Source organism: Thermostilla marina (assembly GCF_054657455.1).
Map to the genome: position 1 here is coordinate 4,269,529 of NZ_BAAHYR010000001.1, position 12,915 is coordinate 4,282,443.

Consider the following 12,915-nt stretch of genomic DNA (forward strand, 5'->3'; position numbering starts at 1 on the left):
TCCGGGCCGACGGCCGCTGCCGTTTAACGCCCCGACATCTTTTCGGTCTTTTCGCGTTCAGCGAAATACGGCCGGCGCACGGTCTGATGGTTCGTCTCGGCATCGGCCTGCCGTTGTCGCATCGTCTCGTACTTTTCCCACAGCTTGGCGTACTTCAAGAACGCCGAAAACGCATCATCGAGACAAACGATCAAGCCAGCGGTTCCGTCGAGGAAACCCGCCCGCAGCACGTACGACTTGAAGAAGTGAAAGCACGGCCGGAAAAACAACTCTAACGGCGAAACCTTGCGACCGGCGGCGAAAAGCTCTTCGGCCCCGCGTTCGGTGTAGCGATTGCGTTTCTCCATCCAGCGTTCCAGCGACGTGCACGTGTAATGCTCGATCTTGTGGTGCAACATGCCGACCTTCCCCGACTCGACGATCACGTCGGCATGAACGCGGCGCGTACTGTAACGTCCCACGCTGCGTCGAAACAGTCGGATCGAGGTCGTCGTGTTCCACCCGCAATGGCGGATCGGCCTCCCCAAGAAATACGGCGCGAATCGCACGCGGTAGCCGTCTTGCGGCGGCGCCCCGTTCGCAAAGAGGGCCTGAATTTCTTCCCGCAGCGCGGGCGTCAAACGCTCGTCGGCATCGAGAACCAGGATCCAATCGTTCTTCGCCTGCGGAATTGCCCAGTTCTTGAAGTCGGCCGAGTGAACATACTCACGTTCGATGATTCGGTAGTCGCCGAGCGAGCGCACTAGTTCCAATGTGCCGTCGGTCGAGCCGCTATCGGCGATCAAGATCTCATCGGCAATCGGCTTGGCCGAGGCGATGCAAGCCGCGATGTGATGCACTTCGTTCTTGCACGGAATCAACACGGTGATCGGCGGCTTCATGACCGCAAATTCCTCCCGATCGGTTCTCATAGTCCCCGTTGCAAGCGGTTCGGCGGCGAGATTCACGCGGCGCGAACCGCCCCGCCGCGAAGTAGCCCGGCGACCTGTTCAAAAACGGTGTCCGGCGACAGTTCCTGCATGCAGCGGTGATGTTTTTCAGGGCAGGTTCGTCGCGCGCAGGGGGCGCACGGCAACAAATTGACGACATCGACTGCCGCGACAGTGGAGTTTTCGACCCACCGCGGCGATGTCGGACCAAACAACGTCACTACCGGTTTACCGAGCGCCGCCGCTACATGGCGAGGCCCGCTGTCCGTTCCCACGAACAAACAGCAACGTGCCAAACACGATTTGACGGCGGCCAGGCTCAAGGGTTGCCCTGCCAACGTCCGCACCTGCGGCCGGTCGGCCGCGGCACCGATCTGCGAGGCCGTTTCGCGTTCTTTAGGACCGCACAGGACCAAAACCTCGTATTGCAGTTCGTCGACGATGCGACGTGCCAACGCCGCCGCATGCTCTACCGGCCAACGTTTCGCCGCCCCGTAGGCGCCCCCGGTATGCAGGGCGACGACGCGTCCGTCGCGTCGCAATCGAAGGTCGCGCCAGATGCGTTCCGCGGCCAGTTCGCCCACCGGCGTGGTGTGCAATTCCAAGGTTCGGTCGTCCGCCGGGCATCCGATCGCTCCGGCCAACGCCAGGTAGTAATCGACCATCGGCGAGGGCAAATGCCTACCGCCGTGATACGGCAAGGCGTCGGTCAACAGCGGCCCGCGGCCGTTGCGGGCGTATCCGACGCGCCGTTTCGCACCGCCGAACAGCGCAATCAACGCCGTCCGCAACGAATTTGTAAACAAAAGGACCGTGTCGAAGCGCTCGCGGCGCAAGCAGTGAATCAGCCGGGCCGTGCCGACGCGTTCATCGCGATCGCGCGGATCGAAATACCATTGCGCGTCGAGCCAGTCGGTTCCGTCGAACACGTCGGCAAGGTTCGGTCGCAAGATGCCGACGATCCTCGCATCGCCGCCGAAATGCCGGCGCACGGCGCGGACGGCCGGTCCGGCCATCACCAGGTCGCCCAACCAGTTCGGAAGAAAGAGGCCGACTTTCATGGGATTTCCTCCCGGGGACGAGAACGTTCGCAACCGTTCCCGACTGCCCGAGCCGACGGCTACGATGCGCGACGCTGACGGGAATCGACGCCTCGGGCCTTTTCGATCAAACGGGTCGTCGAATAATCGCCCTTCATGGGCACGGGGACGACGCGTCCGCCGTTCTCCTCGACGATTTGCCAACCGACGATTTGTTCCTTCGGATATTGCGACGCTTTGACGAGGACGTCGGGCTTGATCTTCTCGACCAAAGGCGCCACGCTCGCCTCGTCGAACACGACCACGTAATCGACACACTCCAACGCGGCCAACATCTCGGCCCGTCCTTGTTGATCGATGACCGGCCGCTGCGGCCCCTTGAGCTCCTTGACACTGCGATCACTGTTCAATCCCACCACCAGGCAATCGCCGAGCCGTTTGGCCTCTTGAAGCGATGCCACATGCCCGGGATGCAAGAGGTCGAAACAACCGTTGGTCATGACGATTTGCTTGCCCGCTGCCCGCAACCGGCGCAATTCGGGCAACAGTTGCTCCACCGTCACGACTTTCGTCCCGGCGGCGCGAATCGCCAGTTGTTCGTTGAGTTCCCGCAGCAGATCGGCGCGGGTCAACGGCACGACCCCCAAGTGTTCGACTTCCAGGCCGCCCGCCAAGTTGGCCAGTTCCATGGCCACGGTGAAATCGGCCCCCAGGGCGAAAGCGGTACCGATGACCGACAACACCATGTCGCCCGCCCCGGTCACGTCGGCCACTTGCCGAGCCCGGCACGGGAAATGTGCAAGATTGCCCTCTCGGTCGACCCACACGATCCCGTCGCGATCCAAGGTGACGGCGACCGCTTCGATCCCCAGGTCGACTAGCCTTTCACCTGCGGCAAGGGCGTCTTCGACCGTCTTGATCGTGATGCCCGTCGCTTGCGAGGCCTCGACACGATTGGGCGTGATGCACGCGCACCCTGCGTAGCGAGCGTAATCGGCGTCACGGATCGGATCGGCAATGACCGGCACGCCCGATTCGGCGGCGATCTCGATCGCCCCGCGCAGCAAACGATCACCGCATACGCCCTTGGCGTAATCCGAAATCAAGACCAGGTCGATTTGTGCCGCCCGCAGTCGCAACGATCGCAAGATCGAATCGCACAGATCGTCGGCAATCGTGTGCCGATCCTCCCAGTCGACGCGCATCATGTGATGCGGCGTGCGCTGCCAGCTTCCGCCCAATAGCCTTTGTTTGACGGTCGTGCGCCGCGAGCGATCGACCAACAGGGATTCGGTGTCGATTCCCAGGGCGTCGAGCATCCCGCGAACACGTTCTCCGGCAGCGTCTTCACCGATCACACCGCCGAGCACGACATCCGCCTCGAGCGCCGCCAGCATGGTCGCCACCGAACCGGCCCCGCCCAAGCGGAACTCCTCTCGATCGACGTGCAAGATAGGAATCGGCGCCTCGGGGCTGATGCGTTCGACCTTGCCCCACAGGTAGTGATCCAGCATCACGTCGCCCGCCAAGAAGATGCGGGGTCGTGTGCCCGATTGCAAAAATTGCGATAGCTTCGTATGCATCCGTGCGCTTCCGTGTTCACCGAGCCGCGAGGGCGGCCTGTCGCGTTTTTCTGCGATCCAGGCGGTCGCTCGTGTCGACGTCCCTGTGACAATGCGTTCCGGCCACCCTTGTTTTTCATCCCAGATCGGCCGGAACAGATTGCCCCGCGTGCGCAATGTACCACACTCGCAAGGTTTGCGTCTATGTCGATAAGCGCCGTGGCCATCATGCGGCAATACGACATCGCCCCGGCTGTCGACCGCGTAGACAAAATAGGCAATTAACTAGAAAAGATGGACAAGCCGCAAATCAGCCGATCGGCATCGATTCACGAGACAACCGAAGAAGAATCGGCTGCCTTCGCCTTCTCGGCGTGCGGCCCGGCGAGATGGCTCCTGCCGTTGTGAGACGGCTGCTTCTCCGACTGATCGTCGGCGACGTCAGGCTCGACGCCTGCCTCCGGCTTCTCATCCTCGGATCGACCGGAAGTCCCCGACGCCTCGTGACCACCTTTTTTCTTTTTCGGAGGCGGCTCGCAGTCCAGAAGCGAAGGCAGGTTTTGCAACGTCTCCTGGGTTTCTTCGCTGTGCCAAAAACGGCACAAATCCAGATAAAGCTCTTCGCGTCGCCGCGCGTAATGGGCCTGCATCCAGCGGATTCCCGGCATCAACGATTGAGGATTCACGCAGTCGGGCATATCCGTTCCGCCGCTGGCACCGATGCGGCTGGCCAATGACTCCAACGTCTCTTCCCATACATCGCAATCGTGAATATCGCCCAAGTAGGTTTGGAGCTGCTTGACCACCGTCGTGGTCTCGTCCAACAAACCCCCGTAGGGCGAACCGAAGATCTCCAGTGTGTACCGCAATTTCTTGGCGGCAATCCGCATTTGATGATGCCCGGTCACATCCGCAGGATCTTCGAGACATCCCGCCAGATCGAGAAGGTGCCCGAACCGTCGCAGAATTTTCTTTTTCGCCAATCGGCGTACTTCTTTGCTGAGCCGGTCGCCGCTGCCGTTGGTACCCGACTTTTCAACTTTCTTGCGGGCTTTCTTTTCGAGCTTCTCGGCAAACTCGGCCAATCGCTCGACCGTTTCGGCCTTCATGAACCGTTCCAGCGCCCGCACGACCTTCGGTTGCAGCTCGGCGCGTTCCCGCTGAAAGCGGGCGAATAAGTAGGCCACTCCCGGCACGAGTTCGGAATCGTCGACGGCGGCAAGTAGATCACGCACAGCCAAGAGTTGAACGTCCAAGTCGCGAGGCTTGCTCAACGCCCTCGCAAACTTGCCGATTTCATCCCGATAGCGTCCGCTGACTTTTTTGCCGAATACAGAAGAAAAGACATCGAGTGCCGCGCGCAGGCGACGTGAGGCCACCCTGGCGCGGTGGATGTACTCCGGGTCTCCGGCGACTTCGAGTCCGTCGTACTGCTTGGCGATCTGTCGCGCCAGCTTACGCACCCGACGAGCCGCGAGACGCGTCACATGTTCGTCCACAATAGCACCCCGCTTGGATGTCACCCAATCCGGTCGGGAAGTCTCTCAATTCTACCACTCGGTCCAACCCGCGTCAGGCAGTTTCGCAGAAAACCGCCCCCCTAAGCGGGGCAGAAGATCCGGTCCTACCGTTTTGTCGATAGGCATTGGATAATAGGTGGCGTACAATCTCTACGCAGCAGTGAAGCCCCCTCGTTCGTTATCTCTTGGTTAGGAGCCCGTATCCGGTGAAGGTCGTCGATTTTCGTAGTGTTCCGTCACAGTCGGTGGAAGTGTCGGGTGCGGTCGGCTGCGCGATGCGCTGCCTGATCGGCCAAGACGATGGAGCCCCCAGTTTCTCGATGCGACAGTTCGACGTGGCCCCGGGTGGCCATACGCCGAAGCATCAACATCCCTACGAACACGAGGTGTTCGTCCTCGAAGGCCAAGGCGTAGTCCTTCAAGGGGACACCGAACACCCCTTGCAGCCCGGAACGGTGGTGTTCGTCGAGCCGAACGAGGTACACCAGTTCCGCAACACCGGCTCGGGACCGTTGCGTTTTCTGTGCCTGATTCCGCTGCCGTTGCGGGGCCTCGATCCGGGGTGCATGACCGCCTGCGGTTGCGAGTGACCGTGACGCCGGGCACAATCATCGCACGAGCCGCCGAGCCCGACGTTACCCGCCGTTGGGAGCGGTGATTCGGTCGGTTTCGTTGCTTCGCCACGTGAAGGGACTCATCAATGACGCGCGACGTCGCCCGGGAAATCGCCGAACTACGGGATCTCATCCGCTACCACGATCGCAAATACTACGTTGAAGCTGCCCCGGAAATCAGCGACCTCGAATACGACCGCTTGATGCAGCGGCTCAAGGAACTCGAGGCCGCCCATCCGGAACTCATTACCCCCGACAGTCCCACTCAACGCGTCGGCGATCGGCCTGTTCCCGAGCTCACACAGGTGCGGCATCGCGTGCCGATGTTGTCGATCGAGAACACGTACAGTCTCGGTGAGCTGCGGGAGTTCGCAAACCGCGTCACTCGACTACTCGACAACGAGCCGGTCGAGTGGGTCGTCGAACTGAAAATCGACGGCGTGGCGGTTTCGCTGATCTACGAAGACGGTGTCCTCGTGCGCGGCGCGACGCGCGGCGACGGCGAAGTCGGCGACGACATCACACACAATGTGAAAACCGTTCAAGGCGTTCCTTTGCGTCTGACGACCGACAAGCCGCCGGCCGTACTGGAGGCACGCGGCGAAGTCTACATGACCAATGCCGATCTGGTCCGTTTGAACGAAGAACAAGCCGCCAAGGGCCTCCCGCCGTTTGCAAACACCAGGAACGTGACCGCCGGCTCGATTCGACTACTCGATCCTCGGATTTGCGCCGAGCGCCATTTGCGGTTCCTGTGCCACGGCGTGGGCTACTGCGAAGGCTTGCGTGCGAAAACGCACATGGAGTTCTTGGACGAGGTCGCCTCGTACGGCATTCCGATCACCCCCATGGCCCGATGCTTCGCCGATTTCGACGCTGCCGTCGAATATTGCAACGAAGTCATCGAGCGACTGCACGAACTCGACTTCGAGATCGACGGCCTGGTTCTCAAAGTCAACCGGTTCGATCAACGGGAACGCTTGGGCGCGACCTCGAAAAGCCCTCGCTGGGTGGTAGCGTACAAGTTCGAAAAATACGAAGCCGTCACCCGCGTCAACGACATTCGCGTACAGGTCGGAAAAACCGGTACGATCACGCCCGTAGCCGACCTGGAACCGGTCGAGCTGGCAGGTACGATCGTTTCGCGGGCAAGCCTACACAACGCCGAAGAAATCGCCCGCAAAGATGTCCGCATCGGCGATACGGTCGTCGTCGAAAAAGCCGGCAAGATCATCCCGCATATCGTGCGGGTGGAAAAGCATGCCCGCAAAGGCGAACTTCCCAAGTTCCGATTTCCGACACGTTGCCCGGTGTGCGAAACGCGACTCGTTCAAGACGAAGGCGGGGTGTATATCCGCTGCCCGAACCTGCAATGTCCGGCGCAGTTGAAAGAACGTCTTCGCTACTTCGCCTCGCGGGATTGCATGGACATCGAAGGTCTGGGCACGAAACTCGTGGAACAACTCGTCGATTCGGGCCTTGTTCGCACTTACGGCGATCTGTACCGCCTAACGGCCGACCAGCTCATCAAATTGGAACGAATGGGCAAGAAAAAGGCCGAAAACCTCCTGGCGGGAATCGAAGCGAGCAAGACCCGAGGACTATGTCGTGTACTCACCGCGTTGGCCATTCGCCACGTCGGCCCGCGAGTCGCCGCCGTTCTCACAAAGCACTACCCCGATATCGATCTTCTTTCCCGCGCAAGCGTCCACGAGTTGGCACAAATTCACGAGATCGGCGACGTCATCGCGCAGAGCGTCTATGACTTTTTGCACAGCGAACACGGCCGAGCCGTCATCGACGATCTCCGCTCGTTGGGCGTCAAATTGACCGAGGATATCGAAACCGACGACGTTGCGCAGGTGCTCGACGGAAAGACGCTCGTCGTCACCGGCAAGCTCACCCGTTACACCCGCGACGAAATCGAAGCCCTGATCGAAAAGCACGGCGGCCGGGCGGCATCGAGCGTTTCGAAAAAAACCGATTACGTCGTGGCCGGTGAAAAGGCCGGAAGCAAACTCACCAAGGCGCAACAGTTGGGAATCCCCGTGTTGACCGAGGAACAATTCGAGCAACTCTTGCGGGGCGAATCGGTTTGACGCCGTCCGGCGCTCAGTCGCCGGCCTTTTCGGCGGCAATCAGCTTCTTGAGAACGGCCAACACGTCTTCCGGATGCGAATCCACCTTCACCGCCTTGTCGATGTGCGCGATCTTGCCGTTCTTGTCGATGATGAAGGTCCATCGGTACGGAACAGGCCGTCCGGCATCCACCACGCCGTAAGCCTTGGCGGTCCCCTTCGTAGGATCACTGAGGATGGGATATGACGCCCCCACCGATTTGGCGAACCGAGTGTTCTCTTCCAACGTATCCACACTGGCAGTGAAATAGACGACCGGCAGGTCCTTGAAAAGGTCGCCTTTTTGAGCGAACGCCGTACATTCGCGGGTGCACCCCCCGGTAAATGCCTTCGGAAACCACGCCACGACCACGTACTTGCCTCGGTATTGCGAGAGTTTGTGCAGCTTTCCATCGCTCCCGGGCAAGGCGAAGTCGGGCGCCGGATCTCCGACTTTCAGCTCCTTTTTCGACGGTTCCGACGACGTGGGCTCAAACGCCGAAAGGATTCCGCCCGAAAATACCGACAACGACACTACCGCAAAAGCGACGACCGACCGATTCCAACGCAAAATCATTCGTTACCTCCACACCAATCAAGATTCCCTATCGCAACGCAGAACAATCGAACATTGCAGGGGAATTGATGCGGCTGACGGTACGAAGGCAAGGGGGGCCGAGAAATGCCCCCACAATCCGGTCGCGTGCGCCTTACAAGGGACACTCGCGCGGTCGTCGGGACAAACGACTTAACTTCGGTCAGAGGCCGTCGATCGAACGACGGTTGGAAACAGGTAATTTCGATGGGAGCAATTGACGCCTATGCGGGGCTTGTGAATCCCCCCTTCGATTCGGGGGAATTGGACACTTGCGAAAGTGGTTGGAAAGGGGTAACGTAACGGTTTGGGAATTCGTCTTTGTGTCCCACAGAGTGCGTATTTCCCGTCCCGAATGATGCATCTCGACAAACGGTGGAGCAGGTTGCGGCCGACGCGAACGTAAGTTTGCGCGTTGTCGTTTTCGGACGTACGGAAGGATGGACGAAACGACGCGACCGCAACGCAAGCCTGGGGGGGACGTCTCGCGAGACGACTCCACCGCGGCGCCCTTTCACGGTGCGCCGATCGTAATGTCGCGACGATGTGCGGTCGAAACGCGACACTTCACTTGCACATCGTGGCGGAGATGACGAGAACCCGGTCGGCTATCGTCACAACACGCAAACATTCGACGCGAACGGTTTTATTGGTCGGTTTCGGCAAATAGCAGTTGTCGCTTTCCGCACATTAAGAAGACCGCAGCGTCCCAAAGGTTCGCGGACGTTTTCCGATTTCCTGTTCGAACGATCCACGACCGGTGAAGATACACCGCGGGTTTTGAAACGACGATCGCATCTTGCTTTCGGCAGGTGCGAAAATGGTTTGCGGATCGCAGGGCCGGTCCAATGTCGAGAAAGCAAAACGTCTCGTTTCGTTCTCGACACTCGATGGACGGGTTCGGCGGATGGTAATGCCTCGACAGATCTCGTTTTTATAAATGAGGAGACCAGCAGTGGCAGAACGACGCTTCGTGACCGTGGATGGCAATGAAGCGGCGGCCAACATCGCTCACCTCTGCTCTGAGGTCATGGCGATCTACCCCATCACTCCCTCGTCGAACCTGGGAGAGATGGCGGATGCATGGGCTGCCGCCGGCCGAAAGAACATTTTCGGCACGGTGCCGCATGTGGTGGAAATGCAGAGCGAAGCCGGTGCCGCAGGCGCAGTCCACGGCTCGCTGCAAGGAGGGGCCCTGTCGGCGACCTTCACCGCCTCGCAAGGCCTGTTGTTGATGATCCCCAACATGTACAAGATCGCCGGCGAATTGACGCCGGCCGTCTTTCACGTAACCGCCCGCACGGTGGCCACCCACGCCCTGTCGATTTTCGGCGATCACAGCGACGTAATGGCCTGTCGGGCGACGGGGTTCGCCCTGCTGGCGGCTGGATCCGTCCAAGAGGCGCAAGACATGGCCATGATCGCGCACGCCGCCACGATCAAGGCGAGTGTGCCGTTCTTACACTTCTACGACGGATTCCGCACCTCGCACGAAGTCGCCAAGATCGAGCAACTCACCGAAGACGACGTCAAGGCGATGATCGATCTCAATGCGGTGAACCGGCATCGCGAGCGGGCGATGTCGCCTGAGCGTCCCGTTCTGCGCGGTACCGCACAGAACCCCGACGTCTTCTTCCAAGCCCGCGAGGCTTGCAATCCGTACTATCAGAAGACGCCGCAAATCGTCCAAGAGGTCATGGACCAGTTCGGTGAACTGGTCGGCCGCAAGTACCACCTGTTCGACTACGTCGGTGCACCGGACGCCGAACGCGTCGTCGTCGTGATGGGCAGCGGTTGCGGTGTGGTCGAAGAGGCCGTCGACAAGCTCGTCGAAGACGGCGAGAAGGTCGGCTTGATCAAAGTCCGCCTGTACCGTCCCTTCGCCGGAGAAGCCTTCGTCAAGGCCCTGCCGAAAACGGTCAAGAAGATCGCCGTGCTCGATCGTACGAAAGAGCCCGGTGCTGTGTGCGAACCGCTGCATGCCGACGTCATCTCGGCGATCGCCGAATACTGGGCCGGTGTCCACGGCAGTGCTGCTCCGCAAATCGTAGGCGGTCGCTTCGGTCTCTCGTCGAAGGAATTCACCCCCGCCATGGCCGCCGGGGTGTTCACCGAATTGACCAAGGATGCTCCCAAGAACCACTTCGTAGTGGGCATCGTCGACGATGTCACCGGGAACAGCATCGACTACGATCCGAGCTTCAACACCGAGAAAGACGACGTCGTCCGGGCCGTCTTCTTCGGGCTGGGGAGCGACGGAACCGTCAGCGCGAACCGCAGCTCGGTGAAGATCATCGGCGAGAACACGCCGAACTACGCCCAAGGCTATTTCGTGTACGACTCGCGGAAAGCAGGGTCGATGACGACCTCGCACGTGCGGTTCAGTCCGCGTCCGATCAAGGGGTCGTACCTGGTGCATCGGGCGAACTTCGTGGCGTGCCACCAATTCCACTTCCTGGAACGGATCGACGTCCTTGCGATGGCCGAGCCGGGCGCAACCTTCCTGTTGAACAGCCCCTTCGGCCCGGACGAAGTGTGGGACAAGATTCCCGCCGAAGTCCAAAAGCAGATCATCGACAAGAAACTCAAGTTCTACGTCGTCGACGCGTACACGGTCGCGAAAAAGGCCGAATTGGGCGTCCGCATCAACACGGTGATGCAGACCTGCTTCTTCGCCTTGGCCCAGGTGATCCCGACCGACCAGGCGATCACCGAGATCAAGGAAATGATCAAGAAGACCTACGGGAAGAAGGGCGGCGGCATCATCGTCGAGCGGAACAACAAGGCCGTCGACATGGCCCTCGAGTCGCTGCACGAGGTCAAGGTTCCCGGCGAGGTCACCTCGAAGATTCACATGGTGCCTGCCGTACCGGACGACTCGCCCGAATTCGTCAAGGACGTGTTGGGCATGATGATCGCCTACCGAGGGGACGACCTGCCCGTCAGCAAGTTGCCCTGCGACGGCACGTTCCCGACCGGCACGACCAAGTACGAAAAGCGGAGCATCGCGTTGGAGATCCCGATCTGGGATCCCAAGATCTGCATCCAATGCGGTCTGTGCTCGCTGGTCTGCCCGCACGCGGCAATCCGCATGAAGGTATTCGACCCGTCGGCGGTGTCCGATGCACCGGAGACCTTCCAAACGGCCGAATGCCGCGGTAAGGAATTCCCGGGCATGTTGACGACGATCCAAGTCGCCCCCGACGACTGCACGGGCTGCGCCGTGTGCGTGAACGTCTGCCCGGCCAAGGACAAAGAGGTCGCCAAGCACAAGGCGATCGACATGTTGCCGAAGCTCGACCACTTGGAAGCCGAGCGGGCGAACTTCGAATACTTCCTCAAGATTCCCGATATCGACCGCTCGAAAGTCAAGATCAACACGGTCAAGGGTTCGCAGTTGCTGTTGCCGCTGTTCGAGTTCTCGGGTGCTTGTGCCGGTTGCGGCGAAACACCCTACGTGAAACTGGTCACCCAGTTCTTCGGCGACCGCATGATGATCGCCAACGCGACGGGGTGTTCGTCGATCTACGGCGGCAACCTGCCCTGCACGCCGTACACGACCAACCACGAAGGCAAAGGCCCGACCTGGAACAACTCGCTGTTCGAAGACGCGGCCGAATTCGGCTTGGGCATGCGTTTGGCCGTCGATCAACAAACCGAGTTTGCACAAACGCTACTCAAGAAGCTGGCCGGTCAGCTCGGAGATGAGCTGGTCAAGGCGCTGCTCGAGAATCCGCAAGAGACCGATGCCGACATCGCCAAGCAGCGGGCGTTGGTCGCCGAGCTGCAAAAGAAGCTCGCCGACATCCCCGGCGAAGATGCCAAGTTGCTGGCCGGTTCGGCGGAGTTCCTGATCCGACGCAGCGTGTGGAGCTTCGGCGGCGACGGGTGGGCCTACGACATCGGCTTCGGCGGTTTGGACCACGTGTTGGCCTCCGGCCGCGACATCAACCTCTTGGTGATGGATACCGAAGTCTATTCGAACACCGGCGGTCAGGCGTCGAAGGCGACCTTCCGCGGTGCCGTGGCCAAGTTCGCCGCGGGCGGAAAGCCCACCCGCAAGAAAGATCTCGGCTTGATCGCCATGTCGTACGGCAGCGTGTTCGTCGGTCAGATCGCCCTGGGCGCGAACCCGATGCACGCCATCCGCACGATCCTGGCGGCCGAATCGTACAAGGGCCCGTCGCTGATCGTCGCCCTGTCGCACTGCATCGGCTGGGGAATCGACATGTCGAAGGGCATGGACTACCAGAAAGAAGCGGTGGCCTCGGGCTACTGGCCGCTGTATCACTACGATCCGCGCGACACCGAGCAGCCGTTCCACCTCGACAGCCGCACGCCCAGCGTGCCGTTCGAGGAATTCGCCGGAAAGCAGGCCCGCTTTGCGATCCTGCAACGGTCGAAGCCCGATCGGGCCAAGGAATTGCTGCAACTGGGTCAAGGCGACATCAATTACCGCTACGCCCTGTACGAAGAGTTGTCGAAGGCGCTCGCACACGCCGGCTCGGCAACGGGCAACGGTCGTCAGTCCGAGTAAA

8 protein-coding genes are annotated in these 12,915 nt (G+C 60.5%); 3 read left to right on the forward strand and 5 right to left on the reverse strand.

The window, feature by feature from the left end; translation table 11 throughout:
* Positions 1-23 precede the first annotated feature (23 nt).
* The 4 genes from ACYQ2I_RS15450 to ACYQ2I_RS15465 all read right to left on the reverse strand — a co-directional run bounded on the left by ACYQ2I_RS15450 (position 24) and on the right by ACYQ2I_RS15465 (position 5,018).
* On the reverse strand, positions 24-881 hold the full coding sequence (locus ACYQ2I_RS15450; RefSeq protein WP_460167927.1) for a glycosyltransferase family 2 protein: 858 nt from the start codon (positions 879-881) through the stop codon (positions 24-26).
* A 62-nt stretch (positions 882-943) separates the two neighbouring features.
* Positions 944-1,990, reverse strand: a complete 1,047-nt coding sequence (waaF, locus tag ACYQ2I_RS15455; protein WP_460167928.1) for a lipopolysaccharide heptosyltransferase II — start codon at positions 1,988-1,990, stop codon at positions 944-946.
* Between the two features lie 59 nt (positions 1,991-2,049).
* The gene (gene rfaE2, locus ACYQ2I_RS15460; protein ID WP_460167929.1) at positions 2,050-3,552 is read right to left on the reverse strand and encodes a D-glycero-beta-D-manno-heptose 1-phosphate adenylyltransferase; all 1,503 of its coding nucleotides are present in this window, start codon (positions 3,550-3,552) and stop codon (positions 2,050-2,052) included.
* A 308-nt stretch (positions 3,553-3,860) separates the two neighbouring features.
* A complete protein-coding gene (locus ACYQ2I_RS15465) occupies positions 3,861-5,018 on the reverse strand; it encodes a CHAD domain-containing protein (protein ID WP_460167930.1) in 1,158 nt (385 codons plus the stop codon).
* A 239-nt stretch (positions 5,019-5,257) separates the two neighbouring features.
* Here ACYQ2I_RS15465 and ACYQ2I_RS15470 point away from each other — a divergent pair, with 239 nt between their 5' ends.
* Both ACYQ2I_RS15470 and ligA read left to right on the forward strand, forming a co-directional pair.
* The gene (locus ACYQ2I_RS15470; RefSeq protein WP_460167931.1) at positions 5,258-5,641 is read left to right on the forward strand and encodes a cupin domain-containing protein; all 384 of its coding nucleotides are present in this window, start codon (positions 5,258-5,260) and stop codon (positions 5,639-5,641) included.
* A gap of 110 nt (positions 5,642-5,751) precedes the next feature.
* Entirely contained in the window at positions 5,752-7,764 is a 2,013-nt protein-coding gene (ligA, locus tag ACYQ2I_RS15475; protein WP_460167932.1) for an NAD-dependent DNA ligase LigA, read from the forward strand.
* Between the two features lie 13 nt (positions 7,765-7,777).
* Here ligA and ACYQ2I_RS15480 read toward each other — a convergent pair whose 3' ends face one another.
* Positions 7,778-8,359 (reverse strand): peroxiredoxin, encoded by a 582-nt coding sequence (locus ACYQ2I_RS15480; protein ID WP_460167933.1) that lies wholly within the window; start codon positions 8,357-8,359, stop codon positions 7,778-7,780.
* Positions 8,360-9,332: 973 nt separating this feature from the next.
* Here ACYQ2I_RS15480 and nifJ point away from each other — a divergent pair.
* The gene (gene nifJ, locus ACYQ2I_RS15485; RefSeq protein ID WP_460167934.1) at positions 9,333-12,914 is read left to right on the forward strand and encodes a pyruvate:ferredoxin (flavodoxin) oxidoreductase; all 3,582 of its coding nucleotides are present in this window, start codon (positions 9,333-9,335) and stop codon (positions 12,912-12,914) included.
* Position 12,915 lies beyond the last annotated feature (1 nt).